The sequence below is a fragment of the Roseateles sp. GW821-FHT09G09 genome (genome assembly GCF_059415965.1).
Genome location: NZ_JBWKOG010000010.1, coordinates 75410 through 99327 on the forward strand (window position 1 = coordinate 75410; position 23918 = coordinate 99327).

A 23918-nucleotide genomic window follows, 5' to 3' on the forward strand; every position below is an offset into this window, starting at 1 on the left:
ACTGCAGTTTCCGGCGACTCGTTCGGTTCACAGGAAAACCACCCACGTTCTGACGAAAGGTTTCCATGACCGCCCGCCGCCTCAGCGCCGCCCCCACCGCCCCCGCTTCTGCTGCTTCTGCCGCCTCTTCCACGACCCTGTTCAAGCGCTCGCCCCTGTCTGCCGCCAGCCTGGCCGCGTGTTTCGCGCTGCCGCTCTTTCCAGCAGCCGCTTTCGCACAACAGGGCGCCAGCAGTGCCGCAGCGTCGACAGCCTCGGCGGCGCGCAGCTTCGACATCCCGCCCGGCCCGCTCGATCTCGCGCTCAACCGGCTGGCGCGCAGCGCCGGCCTCCTGCTGTCGTTCGACCCCAAGCTGGTCGAAGGCCGCCAGAGCGCCGGCCTGAACGGCACCTACACGGTGGACGCCGGCTTGCGCAGCCTGTTGAGCGACACCTCGCTGAAGGCGGTCGTCCAGCCCGACGGCAGTGTCGTCGTCGAGCGGGCGACGTCGGATGAGACGGCCGCGATGCCGTCGGGCGTCCTGCCGGCGGTGCGGATCCGCGCCCGCAACGGCCTGCCGGCGACCGAGACGACCGACCGCTACGACGCTCCCGCGTCCACCACGGCGACCCGCCTCGCGCTGTCGCCGCGCGAGACGCCGCAGTCCGTCACCGTCGTCACCCGCGCCCGCATGGACGACTTCGGTCTGCTCAACGCCAACGACGTGCTCGCCAGCACCACCGGCGTCTCGGTCGACGTGGTCGAGACCGACCGGACCTACTTCAACGCCCGCGGCTTCGACATCTCCAACTTCCAGATCGACGGCGTCGGCATGCCGTTCACGAACGGCGACCAGCTCGGCGACATCGACACCGCGCTCTACGACCGCGTCGAGGTGCTGCGCGGCGCCAACGGCCTGCTCTCCTCCACCGGCAATCCCGCGGCGACGGTGAACTACGTGCGCAAGCGGCCCACGGCGGACTTCCAGGCGTCGTTCGGCCTCACGCTCGGCTCGTGGGACAAGAAGCGCGCCGAGGGCGACGTCTCCGGCCCGCTCAACGAGGCCGGCACGCTGCGCGGTCGCGCCATCGTCATGGCCCAGCGCAACGAGTCCTTCATGGACAACTACGCACTCACCAAGCACCTGGCAGCGGGGCTGCTGGAAGCCTCGCTCGCGCCGCGCACGACGCTGACGCTGGGCGTCTCGCGGCAGGCCAACCGCCCCGAGGGCACGGCCTGGGGCGGCCTGCCGCTGAACTACGCGGACGGCACGCCCACCGACTACCCGCGCTCGACCGCCGCGGCGCCGCGCTGGTCCCATTGGGACAACACCGACACGACGGCATTCGTCGAGCTGGCACACGCGCTGGGCGGGGGCTGGACCGCCAAGGGGATGGCGAGCACCCGCAAGCTGAGCGCCGACGGCCAGCTGTTCAGCATCTCGGGCGCCCTGCCCGATCGCGCGACGGGGGCCGGCACGGAGAGCTGGACCTCGACGCAGCTGACCGACGAAACGCAGCGACTCCTCGACGTCAGCGCCGCCGGCCCCTTCGAGCTGGCGGGCCGCCGCCACGACGCGGTGGTCGGCATCAACACGGCGCGTGTCCACAACGAGGCGTCCTACCAGCGCGGCGCCGGCAACGGCACGGCGATCACGGCGCCCGACGGCTGGGGGAGCTACCCCGAGCCGGCCTGGGACGGCGGGACGGGCTCGGCCGACTTCGTCAACCGGCGCGAGTCGATCTACGCCATGACGCGCCTGAACCTGGCCGATCCGTGGAAGCTGCTGCTCGGCCTCAACCACACCCGCATGCGCAGCGAGGGGCTGGGCTTCCGCGCGGTGCCGCGGGTCTACAAGGAGACCGAGACCGTTCCCTACGTCGGCACCGTCGTCGACGTCGACGCGCACCACTCGCTGTACGCGAGCTACACCAGGATCGTGAACCCGCAGACGCAGGTCGATGCGAGCCAGACCCTGCTCGGACCGATCACCGGCAGCAACGTCGAGGTGGGCGCCAAGGGCGAGTGGCTCAACGGCGAGTTGAACGGCTCGTTCGCCGTGTTCCGCACCAGGCAGAACAACCTGGCCGAGTACGCCGGTTTCGACACCGACGGCGGCTTCTCCTACTACCGCCGCATCGATGCGACGTCCACCGGGTTCGAACTCGAGATGGTGGGTCGGCTGAGTCCCGACTGGGACCTGACGGCCGGCTACACCCAGCTGCGCCTGGAAGACGCCGCGGGCGCCGACGCCCGCACCTTCATCCCGCGACGCACGGCCCGCCTGTCGGCGCGATACCGCGTGCCCGCGCTGCCTCAGCTCAAGCTCGGCGCGACGCTGCGCTGGCAGAGCGCCATCCACCGCGTGAACGGCACGCAGACCGCGCCGGACGGCGCCGAGATCATGGCCCGACAGCCCGGATATGCGGTGCTGGGCCTGATGGCGCGTTACGACTTCAGCGACCGGTTGAGCATGCATCTGCTGGTCAACAACGTGACCGACCGGAAGCACCTGGCCAGCCTCTACTGGGACCAGAGCCTGCAGGGCGCCGGACGCAACGGCCAGCTCACCTTGAACTGGAAGCTCTGACATGACGGCGCCGCAGCCGCCGTCCACCCACCCCGTCGTCGCCGACTTCATCGCCCACCGTCCGCTGCTCAGGCGCGCGGCGTGCCGCTGGATGGGCGATCGCGACCTCGCCGACGACGTGGTGCAGGAGGCCTACATGAAGCTGATGCAGAGCACCCCGCCGACGGCCCTGCAACAGCCGGTGGCCTATTGCATGCGGGTCGTGAAGCACCTCTGCATCGACCACCTCCGACGTCGCCGGACCGAGCAGCAACTGCTCGGCGAGGAGGACGAGGGTCTGGACCTGGAAGCCGGCACCGGCACGCCCGAGCACCAGGCCATCGGCCGCCAGCTCCTCCAGTGCGTCGATCGATGCCTGCGCGGGTTGCCCGCGCGCACGCGCCAGGCCTTCGTGCTGCACCGCGTGCACGGCCACACGCAGCAGGAAGTGGCGCAGCGGCTGGGCGTGTCGACCACGCTCGTGAATGCCATGGTGCAGGACGCCGTGCGGGCGCTCGCACGCTGCCCGGACCTCGATCGTCTCTGAGTACCCCCTCGGATCGCAGGTCCTCTTCCTGAATATTCGGCGGCGGCATTCGTCAAAGGGAGGTAGTGCGCGGTCGACAACCGCGCTCCCCACTCTCAGCGACTGGAAGGCGGCCACGATGCCTGGCAACGATCCCCGATCCAACGACGCCGAGGTGCTTGATGTCATCGGCATCGGCCTCGGCCCCTTCAATCTCAGCCTCGCGTGCCTCATGGCGCCGCTGGCGGATGCGGCGGCGCCGTGCCGCGCGCTCTTCCTCGAGAGCCACCGGGAGTTCAACTGGCACCCCGGCATGCTGATCGACGAGACCACGCTGCAGAACCCCTGCCTCGCCGATCTCGTCAGCCTGGCCGATCCGACCAGCGAATACAGCTACCTCAACTACTGCAAGCACAGCGGCGAGATCTACTCGCACTACATCAACGGTCCGCACTACATCACCCGCGAGGCTTTCAACCGCTATTGCCAGTGGGCCTCGAAACGCCTGCCCAACGTGCGCTTCGGGCACGAGGTGGTGGCGGTCGCCCATGACGCTCACGCCACGAACGGCGCGCCCTACCGCGTCCATGCCCGCCGCGCGGACGGCGCGCTCGTCGAGTTCTCCGCGCGCAAGCTGGTGCTGGGCGTCGGCGCGCAACCCAGCCTGCCGGCGTGCTGCGAGGACGGCCCCCATCCCTACCTGCACACGGCCCACTACCTGCAGCACAAGGCGCAACTGCTGGACAAGCGCTCCGTGACCATCGTCGGCAGCGGCCAGAGCGCCGCCGAGGTCTGCCACGACCTGTTGAAGGAGGCGGCGCAGCGCGGCACGACGGTCAACTGGATCACGCGCTCCCCCTACTTCTTCCAGATGGAGACGACCCGGCTCACGCTGGAGATGTTCTCCCCGGACTACACCGACTACTTCTACGGCCTGCCCGATGAGCGCAAGCCCGCCGTGCTGGCCCGGCAGGACAGCCTCTACAAGGGCATCAACGCGCGGCTGATGGACGACATCTACCACCAGCTCGAGCGCGCGCGGCAGCGTCGCAGCCACCAGGCCCATCTGGTCACCCAATCGGAACTGCGCCGCTGCCGATTCGACGAGGCCAGCGGTCAGCACCTGCTGGAGTTCCATCGCACCGACACGGGCGAGGTTTTCGAGCATCAGACGGACGGCCTGATCTTCGCCACCGGCTACCGGCAACGCGTGCCGCGCTTCCTGGGCGGCATCGAGCATCGGCTGCGCTTCGACCGCCAGGGCCGCTACCAGCCGACCCGCAATTACGCGGTCGACACCGCGGGCCACGAGGTCTACGTGCAGAACGGCGGCCTGCACAGCCACGGGCTGAGCAACCCCGAGCTGGGCCTGGCCTGCTATCGCAACTCCTGCCTGATCCGCGAGCTCACCGGACGCGAGCACTACCCCATCGAGACCGGCTTCGCGCTGCAGAGCTTCGGCGTGCCGCGATCGCCGCTGTTCCGGGCGCTGCCGTCCGCGGCCCTCTTCCCTCATTCCCCCAATTCCCCGCACTCCCCGCACTCCCCGCAGGACAAAGCATGCGCCTGAGACACGGACTGATCCTGATGACGCTGTTCGCCGTCATCAGCGACGCCCTGCTGATCCCGTTCTATCCGCAGTTCTTCGCGGAGCGCTACGGCGAAGGCAGCCCCTGGCACGTCGGCGCCTACGTGGCCTTCATCTCCATCACGGTGATGTGCGTCTTCCCGCTGTGGGTGCGCGTGGCGCGCCGCTTCGAGACGTTGCACATCCTGCAGGTCACGCAGGGCATCGCCGCGGCGTTGTGCCTGGCCAGCTACTGGGCGCCGGACCTGGCGAGCTACTGGGTGCTGTCGATGGCGATGTTCGCCTTCAAGAGCAGCTACCTGCTCAACTTCCCCTACCTGATGCGCACCGAGACCGACGCGACGCGCGCCGGCGCCATCGGCCTGCTGTCGGTGACGGCCCACCTGGGCGTCGTCCTCGGTGCGGTGGCGGGCGGTGCGGTCATCGAGCACTGGGGCGTGCGCGGCTGCGCGCTGCTGATGGCGCTCGCCGACCTCGTGCAGATGGGCCTGTGCACCTGGCTGATCCGCAGCCGGCGCATGGTGCCGGTGCTGGCCGAGGACGCCGAGGAACGCGCGGTACCGCGACGCTTCAGCCTGAGCGGTCACACGGCCATCCTGAAGCTGGCCGTGGTGATGCTGCTGTTCGACTTCGGCGCGGCGCTGGTGCGGCCGTTCTTTTCGCTGTACTGGTCTAGCCTGAGCGCGGCCGGCAGCGAGGCTGGCGGAGAACTGGCGGCGGGCGCGGCCTTCGCGGTGCCCAAGATCGTCGCGGTGGGCGCCTTGCTGGTCCACCGCTGGCTGACGCTGCCGGAGCAGCATCCCACGCGCCGCACGCTCGCCAACCTGATGCTGGGCGCCGTAGGGCTGCTGCTGCAGGCCGCGCCCGACATGGCGACGCTGCTGATCGGGCGCGTGCTGCTCGGCTGGGCGCTGTACCAGCTGGTCATCAACTTCGACGTGCAGCTCTACCAGCTCAGCACGCCGGACGATTTCGGCCGCGACTACGGCGTCATCAACATCTTCCAGAACTGCGGTGTGCTGCTCGCGTCCTTCACCGCCGGCTCGCTGGTGGCGACGCTCGGGCTGCGGGCGCCGTTCCTCGTGGCCTGCGCGGCCTTCCTGCTCGCGGCCGCGCTGTGGCTGTGGAGCTTCCCGAAGGCGCGCCCCGCGGACCGCGCGCCCGCCATCACCCCCGACCCGAAGGAGTCTTCCCATGCGCCCGTCGCCTGAATCCGCCGTCGCCGCTACTGCGGCCACTGCTGCCGCGCCGACGACCTACGCCTCGCCCGGCGGCCTCGTGTTCCGCCGCCTCGCCGTCCCGGACGACATCCCGATGATCCACGGCTGGTTCCAGCAGCCGCACGCGAAGTTCTGGTGCCTGCAGGGCAGCAGCGTCGCGGAGGTCCGCGAGCTCTACGCCGCGCAGCTTGCCAGCGGCTTCCGCGACGTGCACATCGGGTCCCTGGCCGGCGAGCCCGTGGTGCTGGCCGAGTCCTACGACCCGCGCTTCGACCAGTTGGCCGATCACTACGCCGTGCTGCCGGGCGACCTCGGCATGCACCTCTGCGTGGCGCCGGCCCGCCGGCCCGTGCGCGGCTTCTCGCGCCGCGTCTTCCAGGCCGTGATGGACCTGATGTTTGACGGCCTGGGCGCGAGCCGTGTCGTCGTCGAACCCGACGCGCACAACGACAGGATCCACGTGCTCAACAAGACCTTCGGCTTCGTCTACCGCGGCGACGTCCAGCTGCGCGAGAAGGTCGCCAGCCTCGCGCTGTGCACCCGCGCGGACTACCGCACCGCCCTGCAACACCTCCAGGAGATCCCGGCATGACCGCTCATTCCACCCCGACTTCGACTTCGACCTCAACCTCGACGCCTACGCCCGCCACCGTGGTCGACCACCTGAACCCGGAGGTCTGGCGCACGGTCAACCGCCTGCTCGTGCGCAAGGCGCTCTCCGAATACGCGCACGAGCGGATCGTCGAGCCGCGGCCCGATCCCGCGCAGACCGCGGAGCGTCCGCAGCACCAGTGCTACTCGTTGGCCACGCCCGACGGCGACACCGTCTACCGCTTCGAAGCGCGGCTGATGGCGCTCGGTCACTGGGCCGTCGACGCCGATTCCATCGAGTGCCTGGCGGGTGGCGTCAGCCGCGAGGTCGACGCGCTGCGCTTCATGACCGATTTCAAGCAGGCGCTGGGCCTCAAGCCCGAGCAACTGCCGATCTACCTGGACGAGATCTGCAGCACGCTCTACAGCAGCGCATACAAGCGGCTCAACGCCGCGCACGGCAGCCGCGCGCTGATCCACGAGACCGATTTCCAGGTGATCGAGACCTCGATGACCGAGGGTCATCCCGCCTTCGTCGCCAACAACGGCCGCCTCGGTTTCGACGGTGCCGACTACCGCGCCTATGCGCCCGAGGCCGCCGCGCCGTTCCAGATCGTGTGGCTGGCCGTGCACCGCGACCAGGCGGCCTTCCACTGCGTGCCCGATCTCAGCTACGAGCAGCTGCTGCGCGAGGAACTCGGCGACGAGACGCTGGCCCGCTTCGACCGCCAGCTGCGCGAGCAAGGCCTGACCCCGACCGACTACCTCGTCGTGCCCGCGCATCCCTGGCAATGGGCCAACAAGCTCTCGGTGGCCTTCGCGCCCTACGTCGCGCAGCGGCGCATCGTCTTCCTGGGCCTGAGCGACGACCAGTACCTCGCGCAGCAGTCCATCCGCACGATGTTCAACGTCAGCGCGCGGCACAAGCGCTACGTGAAGACTTCGCTGTCCATCCTCAACATGGGCTTCATGCGCGGCCTCTCGCCGTACTACATGTCCGGCACGCCGGCGATCAACCAGTGGATCAAGGCGCTGCTGGACCGCGACGACGAGTTGCGCGCCAACGGCTTCACGATGCTGCGTGAGGTCGCCTCGATGGGCTTCCGCAACCACTACTACGAAGCCGCCGTCGAGTCCGACACGCCCTACAAGAAGATGTTCTCGGCCCTGTGGCGGGAGAACCCGCTGCCGCTGCTGAAGTCGGGGGAGCGGTTGATGACGATGGCCGCCCTGCTGCACGTCGACCGCGACGGCGAGGCGCTGCTGCCCGCGCTCATCGAGGCCTCGGGACTGGGCGCGCGCGCGTGGCTGAAGCGCTACCTCCAGGCCTACCTCACGCCGCTGATCCACTGCTTCTATGCCTACGACCTGGTCTTCATGCCGCACGGCGAGAACCTCATCCTCGTCCTGAAGGACCACGTGCCGGTGCGCGTGATGATGAAGGACATCGCCGAGGAGGCCGCGATCTTCAACACCGAGGCGCAGTTGCCAGAGAACGTCCGCCGGCTGGTGATGGACTTCCCGGACGACCTGAAGACCCTCGCCGTCTTCATCGACATCTTCGACGGCTTCTTCCGATACATGAACCAGATCCTCGTCGAGCACGGCACGTGCAGCGAGCAGGACTTCTGGCACGAGGTGGCGGACAACATCCGCGTCTACCAGGACGAGCATCCGCAGCACCGCGACAAGTACGCCCGCTACGACCTCTTCGCGCCGACGTTCCGGCAGTCCTGCCTGAACCGGCTGCAGATGGGCAACAACACGCAGATGATCAACCTGTCCGACCCGGCGGCCAACCTGAAGATCGTCGGCACGCTGGACAACCCGCTGGCGCCGTTCGCGCCGGCCGGGTCCGTCGCGGCGAAGCCAGGAACGGCGTCGGCGTCGGCATCAGCGTCGGCATCAGCGTCGGCGTCGGCATCCGCATCGGCGGCGCCGTCGGCGACACCGGCCGAGGTCGCATCCTGACCCTCGCCGCGTTCTTCGCGCGGGCGCGCACCGTGGTGCCGTCGCTGCAGGGGCGGTGCCGCATTGACGTCGACACCCCGGCGGGGCCGGACGGCGCGACGGCCCTGCCCGCCGACACGGCCGCCGCACGTCTCGTCGCCGCGCTGCGGGCGCGCGATCCCCAGGCGGGCCGCGCGTACTGGGCGCTGCGCGCCTGGTCGCGGCTGGTCTGGCAGCCGACCTATGCCAGCGTGTTCTCCGTCGAGCTGGCGGGCGGCGTGCTGCCGCTGGCCGGTCTCGGCTGGGACGTGGACGTCGACGAGGCGGACGTGACCGGCTTTGCCGTTCCCACGTCGAGCTTCGCGACGACGACGCCGGGGTCAGGTCGTGCCTTGGCAGCCGCGCAACTGCGGGCGCTGTCGGCGACGCTGCTCGGCGCGGTGCAAGCCGCCCTGCCGCTGCATCCCAAGGCGGCGCGGCGACAGCTCGCCGACTGCGTGCTCGCGGCACTGCTGAGGGTGCAGGCGCTCGCGAGGCGCACGGACGACGAGCTGTCCGACATCGGCGCCGAGTGGCTCACGCACCTCGGCGCGTCCGACGACAGCGGCTACCTGGTTGTCGACACGGCCCCCGGCGCCTCGTGCCTGGCGCTGGACCGCGGCGTGTGCTGCCTCGACGACAGGCGCGCCGGCGGCGACATGTGCAACACCTGCCCGCGCCTGCCGCGCGCCGAACGGCTGCGGCGGCTGGGCGCCCAAGATCTCCGGAACTTCGCATGAACGACATCGTCCGACGCGCCCACCTGCTGTCCACGCAGCCGCAGTTGCCGGTGCAAGCCTACTTCGACGACGACCTCTTCCAACGTGAGATGGCGATGTTCGAGCGCCAGGCGCCCCGTTATGTCGGGCATCGCCAATGGGTGCCGGAGCCCGGCGACTGGCGCACCCTCCAGCACGAGGACAACGCCCGCGTCCTGGTGCACGGACGCGACGGCGTGAAGCTGCTGTCGAACGTGTGCCGCCACCGCCAGGCCTTGATCCTCGGCGGCGATCCGGGCGCGGTGACGGCCGGCACCTCGCACGGCCGCCTGCCGGCGGCCTCGGGCGGCCACATCGTCTGCCCGCTGCATCGGTGGACCTACACCGATGCCGGCGAACTCGTGGGCGCGCCGCACTTCTCGCCGCAGCCCTGCGCCCATCTGCCGCGTTATCCGCTGAAGGAATGCCACGGGGCCTTCTTCGAGGGCCCGCGCGACCCCCTGCGCGATCTGGCCGGCCTGTTCAAGCGCCCGGAGTTCGACTTCTCGGACTACGTGCTGGACCGCATCGAGACCCACACCTGCCGCTACAACTGGAAGACCTTCATCGAGGTCTATCTGGAGGACTACCACGTGGGTCCCTTCCATCCCGGCCTCGGCAGCTTCGTGACCTGCGACGACCTCGACTGGGAGTTCGCCGCGCCTTTCAGCGTGCAGCGCGTCGGCGTGCACCGCGGGCTGGACGCGCCGGGATCGCCGGTCTACCGCGCCTGGCATGAACGCCTGCTCGCCTACCGGGGCGGCGTGCCGCCGGACTTCGGCGCCATCTGGGTGACCTACTACCCGACCCACATGATCGAGCTCTACCCGCACGCCCTGGTGCGCTCGACGCTGCACCCGCGCGGCCCGCAGGAGACGCTCAACGTCACCGAGTTCTACTACCCCGAGGACATCGTCGCGTTCGAGCGCGAGTTCGTCGAGGCGCATCAAGCGGCCTACAACGAGACCGTCGTCGAAGACGACGAGATCGCCGAACGCATGGACGCGGGGCGCCGGGCGCTGTGCCGACGAGGCACCACGGACGCCGGCCCCTATCAATCGCCGATGGAGGATGGGATGCGGCATTTCCATGAGTGGTACCGGCTGACGATGGGCGGTTAGCCGTCACCGCGCGCATCGCGTAGAATCGGGGTCCCCCTCATGGCTGACTGGCAAAGCCGCCAGACTGCAGCCGTTCGCGTACCGACCATCTGCTCACGCCAGATACCGTCCACGCATCTTCCGCGCCGTGCGCGCCTATGGGGCGCCTCAGACTCCTGACGGTGCGCCATGACTCAGAAAGGCTCTCCTTGAGCACCAAGATCTATGTTGGGAATCTGCCCTACTCCGTGACCGACGCCAGCCTCCGAAGCAACTTCGGGGAACATGGCAGCGTCAAGTCCGCCAAGGTCATGATCGACCGCGACACCGGCAACTCCAAGGGCTTCGGCTTCGTGGAAATGGCCTCGGCCGAAGAAGCCCAGGCGGCCATCACCGCGCTGAACGGCATGTCGGTGGACGGACGCTCCATCGTCGTCACGCTGGCCCGTCCGCGCGAAGGCGGCAACGAGGGCGGCGGCAGCCGCAACAGCGGTTCGGGCGAATTCCGCTCGACCAAGCGCTCGGATGTCGGCTACGGCAACGGCGGTTTCGGCGGCGGACGCTACTGATCCCGGCAGCGTCAGAAAAAGAACCGACTCGTCCGAGTCGGTTTTTTTTCGTCCGGACGTGCCTGTCCGCTCAATCGCAGGCCGCGCCGGCCTGCACGCGCCGCAGACATCCGCGCTCCGACCGCGGGTCGGCGTCCGTTCCCCAGTAGCGGGGCGGGTAGTTCCAGACCGGTCCGCCCCACGCCAGCGTGCGTGCCCCATCCGTGACATAGACGTAGTGCGCGCGGGTCCGCTTCAGCGCGTCCTGCATCTGAGCCGGCGTGGCTGAATGGATGAGCGCCCAGGTGTTGACCCGGAGCGAGTCGGCGAGGTCTCGTGCCTGCGCGTCGGGGGTCCCCCAGCGCTCATCGCCGGCCGGGCCGTCGAAGCTCACGACATGCTCGCCCGCGCGGGCCGATCGCAGGAAGCACTGGTTGGGACCGGAGGCGCCTGCATTCCAGACCAAGGTGCCCCCGGCATTGAGCGCTGACAGATGTGCACGCACCCCTTCCCAGCGGGTATTCGCGGTCTCGCAATCGCCGGGCTTGCCGGCAATCATCGGATCGGGTCCCGCCTGATCGAAGAAGAAGCCGTCCACCCCGTCCAGGACATCCCGATAGGCAGCGATTTCCAGCGGCACGGCGGCAAAGCGGGCCTGCTGGTCCTGCGTCACGCCGCCGTGCCCCATGGCGATGTAGCCGAGCACTCTGCCGCCCTGCGACCGGATGGTCCGGATGACCGCTTTCCAATTGGCCTGCTGCGTCGCATCGAGACGCTGCACGCCCTCCACCGGGCCGATGACGACCAGGCTGCCCGGCGGCACCCGCCCCTCGTAGCTGCGGGGCGACTGGTCCCACAAGGCCAGCATGCCGAAGTTGGAGGGCGCGGCCTCACAGGCCGGACTGAGCGTGGCGAGTGCCGCGAGCGCGGCAGTCAAGGCCATCGCGGTGGTCAAGGATCTGACCGAGCCCCGCGTTGAAGAGTGGATTGGTTTCATCATGCGCCAGGGACTTTCGGTAGCGATCGTGAAAGGCGGACAGGCCCATGTTCGCTCGTTGCGAACATCCTTGCGCAACGGAGGGATCGTTGCGATGAACGCCGCGGCCCGCGGTGGCCAATCGACCAGAGGCGATCCAGTTGGATACGATGGCACGTTGCGCAATCGCTTAGAGAAGTCATGAAATTCGCCACCTGGAACGTCAACTCCCTGGCCGTGCGCCTGCCCCAGCTGCTCGACTGGCTGGCCGCCAATCCGGTCGACGCGCTCGTGCTGCAGGAGACCAAGCTCACCGACGACAAGTTCCCGACGCTGGAGATCGGCGAGGCCGGTTATCAGGTGCAGTGGTTCGGTCAGAAGACCTACAACGGCGTCGCCCTGCTGAGCCGGACGCCGGCCAAGGACGTGGTCAAGAACATCACCGGCTATGCCGACGAGCAGGCGCGGCTGATCGCAGGAACGGTCGGCGACGTGCGCGTGATCGGCGCCTACTTCCCGAACGGTCAGGCGCTGGACAGCGACAAGTTCGTCTACAAGATGGCGTGGCTGGACGGCCTGCGCGCCTGGCTCGCCACCGAGTTGCAGCAGCACGAGAAGCTCGTGCTGATGGGCGACTTCAACATCGCCCCCGAAGACCGCGACTGTTATGACCCGGCCGCCTTCGTCGGCCAGACGCACACCTCGCCGCAGGAGCGCGCGCACTTCCAGGCGCTGCTCGACCTCGGGCTCACCGACGCCTACCGCATGTTCGAGCAGCCGCCCAAGAGCTACAGCTGGTGGGACTACCGGATGCTGGGCTTCCAGAAGAACAAGGGCCTGCGCATCGACCACATCCTGGTGAGCGCGGCATTGAAGTCGCGGGTCACCGCCTGCACGATCGACCGGGCCATGCGCAAGCTGCCCAAGCCCAGCGACCACGCGCCGGTGATCGTCACGATCGACTGAGCCCGCTGGCGGAGCGGAGCGGTCCGCTCCGCGACGATCCCGTCAGACCGGCTCGACCTCGCCGCGCATCAACGCGGCGCATTCGTCGAGCAACGCGTGCAGGCGCTGCACGCGCTCGTCGCCCAGGCGCTCGTTGAGCGAGAGCTGCGCGCGCTTCCACGTCGCCTTCATCTGCTTGCGCCGTGCGTGCCCTTCGGCCGTCGCCTGCAGCTGGCGGCTGCGCGCGTCCGCGCCGGGCAGCGTCTCCACCAGCCCCAGCGTCTGCAGCGGCTGCACGTTGCGCGACAGCGTCGAGAGATCGATGTCCATGCGCCGCGCGAGCTCGCTCGGCTGGATCGGCCCCAGCACAACGATGTGCGACAGCAGCGCGTACTGCGTGGTCGTCAGGCCGGACTCGACGAACTGCGCCTCGCAGTGGTTGGACACCAGCCGCGTCACCTGACGCAGCTTGAAGTTGGTACAGCCCTTGGGCGAGATCGGCTCCGCCTGCGCCAACGCGGGCGTTGTCCTGGAGGAAGAGACGGAAGCGCTCATCTGGAGGGATCTCCCAAGGTGTCGCCGGGAGGCTTGACAGCGGAATATTGTAGCTGCAACCATTGCAGCCACAAGCTTTGACCCCGACTTCTACTCCGACGTCCACCCCAACCCACTTCCGCAGGATTCCATGATGAGCGCAGCACTGACCCCCTCGCCCACCGCGTCACACGATGAAGCGCTGGCCCAATGGCAGGCGGAAGAGCGGGAGGTCCGCGCGAAGTTCCGTCCGGAACACGGCGTGGCCACGATGGCGGAGATCGCCGGCATGACGGGCCTGGAGCAGATGCTGGCGATGCTCGACGGCAAGCTCCCGCCGCCACCGATCGCGCAGACGCTGGACTTCACGCTGCTGCGCGCCGCCAAGGGCGAAGTGATCTTTCAAGGCACGCCGAAGTTCCGGCACTACAACCCGATGGGCACGGTGCACGGCGGCTGGTACGCGACGCTGCTCGATTCGGCGCTGGGCTGCGCGGTGCACACGACGCTGGACCCCGGCCGCGGCTACACGACGCTCGAGCTGAAGATCAATCTCGTGCGCGCCCTCAACGAGCGGGTGCCGGTCGTGCGCGCCATCGGCCGCGTGCGGCATGTCGGCCGCCAGATGGCCACCGCCGAGGCCGATCTGGTCGGCCACGACGGGAAGTTGTATGCGCACGCCAGCACCACCTGCCTGGTGTTCGACCCGCCGAAGCGGTGAAGCGATGAAGCGGTGAAGCGACCGGTCAGCGGCGCAGCGCGCTGGCTTCCTTGGCCAGTTGCGTGATGCGGGCCCAGTCGCCCGCCTTCACCGCGTCCGCCGGCGTCAGCCACGAGCCGCCGCAGACCTTCACGTTCGACAGTGCCAGGAAGTCCGGCGCGGTCTGCACGGTGATGCCGCCCGTCGGGCAGAAGGCCACGTCAGGGAATGGCCCGGCCAGGGCCTTCAGCAGGCTCGTGCCGCCGACCGCCGTGGCCGGGAACAGCTTGAGGAAACGAAAACCGGCGTCGCTGGCCATCATCACTTCGCTGGCCGTCGACACGCCCGGCAGCAACGGCAGGAAATGCGCCGAGCAGGCGCCCGCCACGTCCATCGTGAAGCCGGGGCTGACGGCGAAGCTCGCGCCGGCCTTCTTGGCCGCGATGGCATCGGCCGACGTGCGCAGCGTGCCGGCGCCGACCAGCGCCTCGGGCACCTCGCGCGCGATCGCGGCGATCGCTTCCAGCGCCACCGGCGTGCGCAGCGTCACCTCCAGCACCTTCACGCCGCCCGCCACCAAGGCGCGCGCCAGCGGCACCGCGTCCTCGACGCGGTCGATGACGATGACCGGAATCACCGGTCCGTGTTCAGCCAGGCTGAGGGTGTCCTTGATGGCAGTCATGTGAATGTCCTTGTAGTCGAAATCCGTGGGCGTTCCGCTCGGCCTCAGAGCCAGCTGATCGCGCCCTCCTCCGCCGTCGTCACGTTGCGCCGCATGCCCGCGAACAGTTCGCGGCCCAGACCGGCGCCGTTCTCGATGACCGAGTCGGCGGTGATCGTCGCCAGTTCGCGGCGCTCCCATTCGGCGGCCGGGACCAGCGCCGACAGTTCGCCGCTGTTGGCGCAGACCCGCACCAGGTCGCCGTCGCGCAACCGGGCCAGCGGACCGCCGGCCAAGGCCTCGGGACTCACGTGGATGGCGGCCGGCACCTTGCCGGACGCGCCGCTCATGCGGCCGTCCGTCACCAGCGCCACCTTGAAGCCCTTGCCCTGCAGCACCGCCAGCGGCGGCGTCAGCTTGTGCAGCTCCGGCATGCCGTTGGCCTGCGGCCCCTGGAAGCGGACCACCACCACCACGTCGCGCTCCAGTTCACCGGCCTTGAACGCGGCCTGCATCGCTTCCTGGCTGTCGAAGATGCGCGCCGGCGCCTCGACCGTGTGCCGGTCCTCCGGCACCGCGGACACCTTGATCACCGCCCGGCCCAGATTGCCCGCCAGCAGCTTCAGCCCGCCGGTCGGCGAGAACGGCGCCGCGGCCGTGCGCACGACCGTGTCGTCCCCGCTCTTCGCCGGCAGGTCGGTCCAGGTGACGGTGCCATCGTCCGCGCGATGCGGCAGGCGTCCGAAGGCGCTCAGGTTCTGGCCCGACACCGAGGTCAGCACGTCGCCGTGCATCAACCCGGCGCCCACCAGTTCCTTGATCACGAAGCCGGGACCGCCGGCGGCCTGGAACTGGTTCACGTCGGCGCTGCCGTTCGGGTACACGCGCGACAGCAGCGGCACGACGCTCGACAGCTCGGAGAAGTCGCTCCAGTCGATCAGGATGCCCGCCGAACGCGCCACCGCGACCCAGTGGATCAAGTGGTTGGTCGAGCCGCCCGTGGCCAGCAGCGCGGCCATCGCGTTGACGATGCTGCGCTCATCGACCACACGGCCGATCGGCGTGTAGTCGCGCTGCGGAATGATCTTCAGCACCTGACGCACCGCCTCGCGGGTCAGCGCCTCGCGCAGGCCGTCGTGCGGATGCACGAAGGCCGCGCCCGGCACATGCAGGCCCATCGCCTCCAGCAGCATCTGGTTGCTGTTGGCCGTGCCGTAGAAGGTGCAGGTGCCCGCGCCGTGATAGGCCTGCGACTCGGCCTGCAGCAGCTCGTCGCGACCCACCTTGCCCTGCGCGTAGAGCTCGCGCACCTTGGCCTTGTCGTTGTTGGAGAGCCCCGAGCTCATCGGACCCGCCGGCACGAACACGCAGGGCAGATGCCCGAAGTGCAGCGCGCCGATCAGCAGGCCCGGCACGATCTTGTCGCAGATGCCCAGCAGCAGCGCCGCGTCGAACACGTCGTGCGACAGCGCCACCGCCGTGCCCATCGCGATCGTGTCGCGCGAGAACAGGCTGAGCTCCATGCCCGGCGTGCCCTGCGTGACGCCGTCGCACATCGCCGGCACGCCGCCGGCGACCTGCGCCGTCGCGCCCAGGCGATGGACCTCGTCGCGGATGAGGGCCGGATAGCCCTCGTACGGCTGGTGCGCCGACAGCATGTCGTTGTAGGCCGTGACGATGCCCAGATGCGGCGCCTTCTCGGCCACGATGCGGAGCTTGTCGTTGGCAGGCATCGCGGCCACCGCGTGCGCCACGTTCGCGCAGCCCAGGCGTTGCACGCCGCGCTGCCGACCCGCCATGCGCTCGATCAGGTCCAGATAGCGCTCGCGCGACGCGGCGCTGCGCGCCTTGATCCGCGCGGTGACCTCCAGAATGGTCTTGTTCATGCCGACTGCCGATGTAACTCGGCCAGGGTTGGATTGGTAACCATATTACACGCCCGGGAGGTCCAACGGCTCCTCAACGGTCCTTTCCCGGGTACAAGCTGGTTACAGAAACCTCCCGGGAGCCACACACGCGGCACGCCACGTTCCCACGTTCTTCGTCGAAGTCCTCGGTAGCAAAACCGCTGCAGGAAGCCAGTGGTCGGGGGCGGGAGGGCATGGGGTTTGGACGCTTGCCGGCCGGGCCCCATGCCCTCGCGACCAACGCACCGATCGTTGCAGGTAGGCGGTCCTGCTATGGCAGCATCCCTCCCATGATCGCCGACCCCCTCGCCGAAGCCAGATTGGAAGACCTGCCTGCCCACAGCCAGCAGTTGCTGGAGGTGGCGGAGCGGACCTGGGACCGTGAGCACGGCCTGATGATGTTCGCTTATGGCTCCCTGATGTGGAACCCTGGTTTCGACCCTGCGCAGACCTTGTTGGCCAGGGTCCAGGGCTACCACCGGGCGCTGCGCCTGCGATCGCTCGTGAACCGTGGCAGCAGCGAGCAGCCTGGGCTCGTGATGACGCTGTTGTCGGGCGGCAGTTGCCGGGGTTTGATGTACCGGGTCGAGCCCAAGGACAGCGAGGCGACATTGCGGCGCTTGTGGCTGCGCGAGATGGTGGTCGGCACCTACGTGCCGCGGTGGTTGGACTGCCACTGCGCCGACGGTCTGGGCACGCGCAAGGCGCTGGCGTTCACGCTGTCGCGACGCAGTCCGGGCTGGGTGGGCGACATCGCCGACGACCGGCTGCTGCACATCCTGCGGCACGCGCGCGGCCGGTACGGCACGACGCTCGACTACCTGCAACGCGCAGTGACCTGCCTGCGCGAGCACGGCATCCACGACCGCGCGCTGGAGCGCCAGCTGGCGCTGGCCCGGTCGCACGGGCTTTGAACGGCGCCTGAACGCCCGGGCTCGACGGCGCCGACGGAGAACGAGGCAGGCTCAGCCCAGCGACCGCATGCCTTCGCCGCTGGGGCGGGGCTTCAGCGGATCGACGGCCAGGCGTTGCAGGTCCTCGACGGTGTCCACGTCGATGAGCACGCCCGGATCGTCCACGTCGACTGCCTGCGCCGGGTAACGCGCCAGCAGACGGCGCGCGCCCTCGTCGCCCTGCAGGCCGGTGAGCTCCGAGAACAGCTCCGCGTTGAATCCCACCGGGTGCCCGCGACGTCCGCGGTGCTGCGCATACGCGATCGGGTCGTGCTCGATGGCCTGCGCGACCGCGGCCAATGTGGTCGACCGCACCATCGGCATGTCGGCCGGCAGGATCAGCCAGCCCGGCGCATCCCCGGTCGCGGCCACCCCGGCCGCGATCGAATGCCCCATGCCCAGCGGCGCGGGGCGCCCGAGGCGGTCCTGGTCGGGCAGCACCAGCATGTCGCGCGAGGCCACATGGCGTCGGACCAGAGGCGCCAACACGGTCGAGGTCACCACCAGCATCGGCAGGCCGGACGCCATGGTCTGGCGCAAGGTCAGCGCCAGCACGGTCTCTCCGTTCACGACCTGTTCCAGCTTGTGGCCCTCGCCGCGAAAGCGCTGGCCGCGCCCTGCCGCGAGCACGACGACGGCGGGTCGTCGCTGATTCATGCGAACTTCCTTCTGGTTTGGTCCCGATCCCCCTGGGCCCCGCTCTGCGGCGCGGCTCGACGGGACCAAGCATGCCTGCGGCACGAAAGCGCTCCCACCCGGAGTTTCCAGGGTGGGAGCTTTACTTAAGGATTCGCCCGATACTCCGGAAGATGGACAAACTCTCCGACCTTCGAAAGAGCTACGAGCGCGCCGAGCTCGATGAACAGCAGTCCGCGGCCGAGCCGCTGCGGCAGTTCCGCGAATGGTTCCAGCAGGCGCTGGACGCCCAGGTGCCCGAACCCAATGCGATGACCCTGGCGACCGTCGGTCCGGAGGGACGTCCGTCCACCCGCATCGTGCTGATCAAGGACATCGAGGACCGCGGCCTCGTCTGGTACACCAACTATGACAGCCGCAAGGGCCGCGAGCTGGCGCTGCATCCGTTCGCCGCCCTGCAGTTCCACTGGGTCGAGCTGGAACGCGTGGTCCGCATCGAAGGCGCCGTCGAACAGGTCGACGCGGCGCAGTCCGATGCCTACTTCGCATCGCGGCCGCTGGACTCGCGGCTGGGCGCGTGGGCCTCGCCGCAGAGCGAGGTGATCTCCTCGCGCGCGGTGCTGGTGGCCAACGCGGCCAAGGCTGCCGCGCAGCACGGGCTCAGTCCGAGAAGGCCGCCGCACTGGGGCGGGTACCGGCTCGTGCCCGAGCGCTGGGAGTTCTGGCAGGGACGCAAGTCGCGGCTGCATGACCGGCTGGTGTATCGCCGCGAAGGCCACGAGTGGCTCCGCGAGCGGCTCGCGCCCTGAGCCAGAGACTGCAGCACTTCCACCGCCGCTGGCCCTCACCCCTTCCCTCTCCCGCAAGCGGGAGAGGGGGTAAGAGTTGGGTGCTCAGAACTTGACCTGCAGCCCTGCGAAGAGGCTGCGGCCCGGCAGCGGCGTGAGTTCGCGGATGGTCTGCACGCTGCCGGCGTTGTAGGCCAGCTTGTTGGCCAGGTTGTCCAGCTTGACGTACCACATCGCGTCCAGGTTGCCGATGTCGAAGTGGCGCGCGATGTTCAGACGCAGGATGCCGTAGCCGGCCGTCGGCGTGTCCAGCGCCGGCACGCGGTCCTGGCGCAGCGCGCCGCGCAGTTCCGCCTGGACCAGCCACGGACCGCGCTCCGCCTGGATCGAGAGGCTGCCTCGCACCGGCGCCAGGCGCGGCAGCGGCTCGTTGGTGTCGCGGTTGGTGCCGCGCACCAGGTCGATCGTCGTGCCCAGCGCCAGGTCCCATCCCGCGAGCCTGGACAGCGGCTGCTTGCCTTCCAGTTCCACGCCGTGCATCCGGGCGCGTACGCCGCGGTAGAGGTACTCGGGCACCGAGGCGATCTCGCCGTCCTCGCCGACCTCTTCGAGGCTGCGGCCGCTCGCGTCCAGCGCGATGTAGTTGGAGAAGCGCGTCTGGTAGACCTGCACGCTCCACTTCGCGTCGCCCTGCTTCCAGTGCAGCCCCAGGTCGACCGCCTTCGCGCGCTCGAGGCCCAGGTTGATGTCGCCCACCTCGTAGGCGCCCGACGCCACATGCACGCCGTTGGCGAACAACTCGTAGAAGGTCGGCGCGCGCTGGCTGCTGCTCAGGTTGCTCGACAGGCTGAAGCCGTTGCCCAGCTCGTAGGCGCCGCTCAGCGAGAAGCTCTTCGGGCTGAAGCGCCGCGTCACCGGATCGCCGAAGCGTTCCTCGTCCCCGCCGGTCGAGCCGATGTCGACGCGCTCAGCCCGGGCACCGGCCTGCAGGCTCCACGGACCCGAGCGGAACTGCTCGATCAGGAACAGCGCGTTGTTGCGCGTCTTCGTGCCGGGCACCAGCGCCTCCTCGCCCAACGCGGAGAAATCGCTGAGCTCCCATTGCCAGCCGAGCACCCCCTGCATCGTTCCCCAGTCGCCCTGGAAGGCCGAGTGCGTCGCCTCGATGCGGCCGTCCTTGCCGTCGGACGAGAAGACGGTGCCGACCTCGCCGCTGCCCTCCACCTCCTGGTGCTTGTAGCGGCTGCTCGCGAACTGCCAGGTCACGCGCGCCAGGCCGGGCAGCGGATCGCGCCATTCGCCGGCGGTGGCCAGGCGCTGGCGCTGCATCTCGATGCGCACGTCGGGCTCGACGGTGACGCCGTAGTCGTTGTGATAGTCCTCGACCGACACGCCGGCGTAGCCCTGCGAGAACAGCAGCGAACCACCCACCGCGCCGCTGCGGCCATGGCTGTCGGAGTTGCGGACGCGGGTGGACGAGCCGTCCTCGCTCTGGAAGCGCGGCACGCGCTGGTCATCCGCGCGTCGGTCGGCCGCGTCCACGTGCCAGGCGAAGCCGGTCGTGCCGCCGTCGAGCACGACCGCGCCGCCGCGTTCATTCGACGCGCCGCCCAGGCGCAGTTCCGCCGCGCCGTTCAGCCCAGGCTGGGCCAGGCGCGGGATGCGGTTGTCGATCGCGTTGACGACGCCGCCGATCGCGTTGCCGCCGTACTGCAACGCGGCCGCGCCGCGCAGCACCTCGACACGGGTCAGCACCAAGGGATCGACCGGCAGCGCGTGGTCGAAGCTCAGGCTGGACGCGTCGACGGAAGCGCCGGAGTTGCTGAGCATGCGCACGCGGTCACCGTCGAGACCGCGCATCGTCGGCCGGTTGCTGTTCGGCCCGAAGTAGGTCGAGCCCACGCCGGCCATGCCGTCGAGCGTCTCGCCCAGGCTGGCGCCGCGCTTGAGGGTCAGCGCGTCGCCGCTCAGCACCTGCACCGGCGCGGCGAGTTCCTTCTGGCTCAGCGGATTGCCGGTCACGACGACCACGTCGAGCTTGTGCTTGTGAGGGCGGTCCGCCGCGCCGGACGCGGTGCCGGTGGCGGCCGAGATCGATGCGGCGCCCGGGGCTGGGGGCGCCGATGAGGGTGCCGATGCGGGTGCCGATGAGGGTGCCGATGCATTTGCAGGCACGGGGGTGGGCGCGGCCGAGGCCTGCTGCGCCCAGGCGCCGCCGGCGGCGACGCTCAGCGCGATGGCCAGCAGCGTGGGTTGGAAAGGGGCGCGCGAAGACGCCGACGAACGGATCGAAGTGGACGGGAAGGCCATGGAAACACTCTCGAGCACCGGCGGCGGAACGCCGTGGCGCCATCAAATTCTGGAAGTGCCCTCGCAGGCCGTCACGCGGCGATGCCGACGGCATGCGCGAACGGCCCGGTCGCGCCGACGGGCGCGCCTGAGCGAGGGCGGAATCGAGGGAGGTGTCAGGCTCTCGGCGGCCCGCGGGCGCCTTTGCGCCATTGCTGCGCGAGCATGGCGTCATGCGGCTGGTCGATGCCGGTGGGGATGTCCGGCGGCAGCGCGGCCCAGGCGGAGGCCTGGACGATGGGGCCCAGCACGTGGCTGAGCTGGTCGAGGAGTTGGCAGTCCGGCGTGCCGGCCGCGTGGCCGAAGCGCGGCGTGCCGCCTTCGTCCGTCGTCATCGCGGCGGCCATGGCGGTGCCGTTGCCGTCGCCATTGCCATTGCCATTGCCGTCGCCGTTGCCGTCGCCGACACCGACGTCGGACGCGACAGTGGCGGTGGCTTCCTTGGCGTCGACGGTCGCTTCAGCCGCCGCGGCGAACGCCGCGACCGTGAATGCCAGCCGCGACGAGGTGGCGGGCGATCCGTGCAGCGTCCGGTGCACCAGACCAAGCGCCTGGAAACCCATCACCGCGGCCACGCACAGCCAGATCCACCAGCGCTGCTGGCGGGTCAAGGCGATGGAGGTCGGGCGCGACATGGGGACCGGTCGGTGTCAGCGTGTCGCGCGGACGGCGTCCGTCACGCGATAGAACATGCCGTAAGGATCGTCGTTGAGGACGGCCATCTGGCCCTCCACGGTCACGACGTCCAGCGTGTAGCGCACCGGGGTCTTGCTGCGGACTTCGACCAGTCCTTCAGGGCCGGCCGGCACGCAGAACGAGCAGCTCGTGGGCACCGACGACAGCAGGAAGTGGCTCTGCTTGTCGCCCGGCTCCAGCGGCATCATGAATCCCTGGACCTTCACCGTGCGCTGGTTCAGCGCCAGCACGCCGGACGGGAAGCTCGGGAGGACCTTGCTCTTGTCCGCCTTCACGGTGACGGAGGACAGCAGCTTCCAGCTGACGACGCCTTCGACCTCCTGCAGCGGCTTGAAGGGACTGCGGGGGTCGTGATAACCGGGGCCGGAGCCCATGGCGACCGGCGCGCCCTGCGCGACGGCGGCGCCCGCCATGACGATCGTCACGAGCGCGACCGCAGCCCGGCGGGCCTGCATTGCAGCAAAAGTGAAGCGAGGGGTCATCGAGGGTGGCGCGTGAATGCGGCCTCAGGGCCGCGTGAAGCTCATGATTGTGCACCGGCTCGATGACCGCCCGGCGCAAGGTCCGGGCGAGCCGCGTTCAACGCGGCGTCTGAAGCAGCTCGGTGACGTCGAGGCGATAGCCGCGCCATGCCGGCCAAGCCGCGGCGATCAAGGCCAGGCCGAGCGCCAGCGCCGGCACCAGCGCTTCCCAGCCGGAGACCCAGGCGCCGGAGATCCGCACGGACTGCTGCTGCGCCAGCACCACGCCAAGGCCCGCGGTCAGGGCGTGAGCCAGACCGAGCGCCAGCAAGGTCGCCAGGCCCGCCAGCATCAGCGCCTCCATCGCGATCAGCGCGGCGACGCGTTGCGGCGTGGCGCCTAGCATCCGCAGCATCGCGAGATCGCCCTGGCGCTCGCGCACCGCGTGCAGCAGCGCCACCAGCACGGACAGGGCCGCCGCCAGCAGCAGCACGCCGCCGAAGCCGCGCAGCACGTCGACGCCCACGCCGACCATGCTCAGCAGCCGCGCCGTCTCCAGCGCCGGCACCGAGGCCTGCAGGCCCGGCTGGGCATTCACCCAGCGCGGCAGCATCACCGCGGCCAGCGGGCTGCGGTAGCGGACCAGCACCATGCTGACCTCGAGCGAGGTCTCGTCATGATGCGCAGTCTCTTCCCGATGCACGAGCTCTTCCCGATGCACGAGCTCTTCCCGATGCACGAGCTCTTCCCGATGCACGGGCTCTTCCCGATGCGTGGCCTCGTCCTGATGTGTGGCCTCGTCCTGATGCGTGGCTTGTCCGTGTCCATGCGCCGCGTGCGCTTCCCAGACGGAAGCCAGGTCCGTCAGCACGAGCCGATCGACGACGCCCCCTGTCGGCGCCAGCACGCCGGTGACCTCGTAGGCCGCGTCGTGCTCGTCGCCGCCGGACGCGAGGCCGTGCGTGCCGTGAAAGCGGTCGCCCGGCTTCAGGCCGGATCGTCTGGCCACTTCCGCGCCGAGCACCGCCTGCATCGGCGCCCGCCACGACTGGCCCCGCGCCAACGGCAGTGGGTACAGCGTCAGATAGTCGGCCGTCGTGCCGACGATGCGGAAGCCCTGGAAGCTGTCGCCGAGCGAGATCGGCACCGCCTGCGCGACCAGCGGCTGCGCGCGCAGCTGCGACACGGTGCGCAGCGGGATGTTGCCGGTCGACTGGTCCAGGTGGAACACGCCCGCCAGCAGAATCTGCATCGGACTGCCCTTCGCGCCGACGACCAGGTCGATGCCGCCCAGGTCGCGCCTCAGCCCGTGCTCCATCTGCTCGCTGACCAGGACGACGAAGCCGATGGCTGCCAGGCCGAGGCTCAGCAGCATCAGGTTCAACGCCGTCAGCATCGGACGCGCCCAGAGGTAGCGCCACGCGAGGCGCGGGAGATTCAACG

General features: G+C 69.5%; 23 protein-coding genes. 14 read left to right on the forward strand and 9 right to left on the reverse strand.

The features are described 5' to 3' along the window. The first annotated feature begins 65 nt into the window (after nucleotides 1–65). The 9 genes from AC07O8_RS23740 (at nucleotide 66) to rbp (ending at nucleotide 10890) form a co-directional block, all read left to right on the forward strand. Entirely contained in the window at nucleotides 66–2570 is a 2505-nt protein-coding gene (locus AC07O8_RS23740) for a TonB-dependent siderophore receptor (protein WP_495050397.1), read from the forward strand. 1 nt (nucleotide 2571) lies between these two features. Beyond that, nucleotides 2572–3096 (forward strand): sigma-70 family RNA polymerase sigma factor, encoded by a 525-nt coding sequence (locus tag AC07O8_RS23745; RefSeq protein WP_495050398.1) that lies wholly within the window; start codon nucleotides 2572–2574, stop codon nucleotides 3094–3096. A gap of 118 nt (nucleotides 3097–3214) precedes the next feature. Beyond that, nucleotides 3215–4645, forward strand: coding sequence for a lysine N(6)-hydroxylase/L-ornithine N(5)-oxygenase family protein (locus AC07O8_RS23750; RefSeq protein ID WP_495050399.1), 1431 nt, complete (start codon nucleotides 3215–3217; stop codon nucleotides 4643–4645). Further along, the gene (locus tag AC07O8_RS23755; RefSeq protein WP_495050400.1) at nucleotides 4636–5874 is read left to right on the forward strand and encodes an MFS transporter; all 1239 of its coding nucleotides are present in this window, start codon (nucleotides 4636–4638) and stop codon (nucleotides 5872–5874) included. Before AC07O8_RS23750 ends, AC07O8_RS23755 begins: the two co-directional genes overlap by 10 nt. Next, on the forward strand, nucleotides 5858–6475 hold the full coding sequence (locus tag AC07O8_RS23760) for a GNAT family N-acetyltransferase (protein ID WP_495050401.1): 618 nt from the start codon (nucleotides 5858–5860) through the stop codon (nucleotides 6473–6475). Before AC07O8_RS23755 ends, AC07O8_RS23760 begins: the two co-directional genes overlap by 17 nt. Beyond that, a complete protein-coding gene (locus tag AC07O8_RS23765) occupies nucleotides 6472–8445 on the forward strand; it encodes an IucA/IucC family protein (RefSeq protein ID WP_495050402.1) in 1974 nt (657 codons plus the stop codon). The genes AC07O8_RS23760 and AC07O8_RS23765 overlap by 4 nt, the downstream gene beginning before the upstream one ends. Before the next feature lie 32 nt (nucleotides 8446–8477). Then, nucleotides 8478–9203 (forward strand): (2Fe-2S)-binding protein, encoded by a 726-nt coding sequence (locus tag AC07O8_RS23770; protein ID WP_495050403.1) that lies wholly within the window; start codon nucleotides 8478–8480, stop codon nucleotides 9201–9203. After that, a complete protein-coding gene (locus tag AC07O8_RS23775) occupies nucleotides 9200–10342 on the forward strand; it encodes an aromatic ring-hydroxylating oxygenase subunit alpha (protein WP_495050404.1) in 1143 nt (380 codons plus the stop codon). Before AC07O8_RS23770 ends, AC07O8_RS23775 begins: the two co-directional genes overlap by 4 nt. A 188-nt stretch (nucleotides 10343–10530) precedes the next feature. After that, complete coding sequence (gene rbp / locus AC07O8_RS23780) at nucleotides 10531–10890, forward strand: RNA-binding regulator (protein WP_495050405.1); 360 nt, start codon at nucleotides 10531–10533, stop codon at nucleotides 10888–10890. Between the two features lie 70 nt (nucleotides 10891–10960). Here the strand turns inward: rbp and AC07O8_RS23785 are convergent, their stop codons facing one another. Continuing rightward, nucleotides 10961–11737 carry a spherulation-specific family 4 protein gene (locus tag AC07O8_RS23785; RefSeq protein WP_495050406.1) on the reverse strand — a complete coding sequence of 259 codons (777 nt, stop codon included), beginning with the start codon at nucleotides 11735–11737 and terminating at the stop codon, nucleotides 10961–10963. Between AC07O8_RS23785 and AC07O8_RS23790 the strand changes: the two genes are divergently transcribed. Together AC07O8_RS23790 and AC07O8_RS23795 are read left to right on the forward strand one after the other, a co-directional pair. Further along, nucleotides 11736–12050 carry a hypothetical protein gene (locus AC07O8_RS23790; protein WP_495050407.1) on the forward strand — a complete coding sequence of 105 codons (315 nt, stop codon included), beginning with the start codon at nucleotides 11736–11738 and terminating at the stop codon, nucleotides 12048–12050. The two genes, AC07O8_RS23785 and AC07O8_RS23790, sit on opposite strands and share 2 nt — an antisense overlap. After that, complete coding sequence (locus AC07O8_RS23795; RefSeq protein ID WP_495050408.1) at nucleotides 12047–12811, forward strand: exodeoxyribonuclease III; 765 nt, start codon at nucleotides 12047–12049, stop codon at nucleotides 12809–12811. The genes AC07O8_RS23790 and AC07O8_RS23795 overlap by 4 nt, the downstream gene beginning before the upstream one ends. Before the next feature lie 42 nt (nucleotides 12812–12853). Here the strand turns inward: AC07O8_RS23795 and AC07O8_RS23800 are convergent, their stop codons facing one another. Beyond that, nucleotides 12854–13345 carry a MarR family winged helix-turn-helix transcriptional regulator gene (locus AC07O8_RS23800; protein ID WP_495050409.1) on the reverse strand — a complete coding sequence of 164 codons (492 nt, stop codon included), beginning with the start codon at nucleotides 13343–13345 and terminating at the stop codon, nucleotides 12854–12856. A gap of 133 nt (nucleotides 13346–13478) precedes the next feature. Between AC07O8_RS23800 and AC07O8_RS23805 the strand changes: the two genes are divergently transcribed. Continuing rightward, nucleotides 13479–14045 (forward strand): PaaI family thioesterase, encoded by a 567-nt coding sequence (locus AC07O8_RS23805; protein ID WP_495050410.1) that lies wholly within the window; start codon nucleotides 13479–13481, stop codon nucleotides 14043–14045. A 25-nt stretch (nucleotides 14046–14070) separates the two neighbouring features. On the opposite strand, the gene AC07O8_RS23810 is transcribed toward AC07O8_RS23805, so the two are convergent. Next, the gene (locus tag AC07O8_RS23810; RefSeq protein WP_495050411.1) at nucleotides 14071–14706 is read right to left on the reverse strand and encodes a bifunctional 4-hydroxy-2-oxoglutarate aldolase/2-dehydro-3-deoxy-phosphogluconate aldolase; all 636 of its coding nucleotides are present in this window, start codon (nucleotides 14704–14706) and stop codon (nucleotides 14071–14073) included. Nucleotides 14707–14750: 44 nt separating this feature from the next. Continuing rightward, a complete protein-coding gene (edd, locus tag AC07O8_RS23815) occupies nucleotides 14751–16571 on the reverse strand; it encodes a phosphogluconate dehydratase (RefSeq protein ID WP_495050412.1) in 1821 nt (606 codons plus the stop codon). Between the two features lie 311 nt (nucleotides 16572–16882). On the opposite strand from edd, the gene AC07O8_RS23820 reads away from it, so the two are divergent. Beyond that, nucleotides 16883–17506: a gamma-glutamylcyclotransferase gene (locus AC07O8_RS23820; protein WP_495050413.1), complete on the forward strand. Its 624-nt coding sequence runs from the start codon at nucleotides 16883–16885 to the stop codon at nucleotides 17504–17506. Between the two features lie 51 nt (nucleotides 17507–17557). On the opposite strand, the gene AC07O8_RS23825 is transcribed toward AC07O8_RS23820, so the two are convergent. Beyond that, entirely contained in the window at nucleotides 17558–18202 is a 645-nt protein-coding gene (locus AC07O8_RS23825; RefSeq protein ID WP_495050414.1) for a nucleotidyltransferase family protein, read from the reverse strand. Nucleotides 18203–18354: 152 nt separating this feature from the next. Here AC07O8_RS23825 and pdxH point away from each other — a divergent pair, with 152 nt between their 5' ends. Then, nucleotides 18355–18990 (forward strand): pyridoxamine 5'-phosphate oxidase, encoded by a 636-nt coding sequence (gene pdxH, locus AC07O8_RS23830; protein ID WP_495050415.1) that lies wholly within the window; start codon nucleotides 18355–18357, stop codon nucleotides 18988–18990. Nucleotides 18991–19074: 84 nt separating this feature from the next. Here the strand turns inward: pdxH and AC07O8_RS23835 are convergent, their stop codons facing one another. The 4 genes from AC07O8_RS23835 to AC07O8_RS23850 all read right to left on the reverse strand — a co-directional run bounded on the left by AC07O8_RS23835 (nucleotide 19075) and on the right by AC07O8_RS23850 (nucleotide 23916). Beyond that, the gene (locus AC07O8_RS23835; protein ID WP_495050416.1) at nucleotides 19075–21279 is read right to left on the reverse strand and encodes a TonB-dependent receptor; all 2205 of its coding nucleotides are present in this window, start codon (nucleotides 21277–21279) and stop codon (nucleotides 19075–19077) included. Nucleotides 21280–21434: 155 nt separating this feature from the next. After that, on the reverse strand, nucleotides 21435–21953 hold the full coding sequence (locus tag AC07O8_RS23840; RefSeq protein ID WP_495050417.1) for a hypothetical protein: 519 nt from the start codon (nucleotides 21951–21953) through the stop codon (nucleotides 21435–21437). 15 nt (nucleotides 21954–21968) lie between these two features. Next, nucleotides 21969–22496: a DUF3299 domain-containing protein gene (locus AC07O8_RS23845; RefSeq protein ID WP_495050418.1), complete on the reverse strand. Its 528-nt coding sequence runs from the start codon at nucleotides 22494–22496 to the stop codon at nucleotides 21969–21971. A gap of 97 nt (nucleotides 22497–22593) precedes the next feature. Then, nucleotides 22594–23916 carry an ABC transporter permease gene (locus AC07O8_RS23850; protein ID WP_495050419.1) on the reverse strand — a complete coding sequence of 441 codons (1323 nt, stop codon included), beginning with the start codon at nucleotides 23914–23916 and terminating at the stop codon, nucleotides 22594–22596. Nucleotides 23917–23918: the final 2 nt, after the last annotated feature.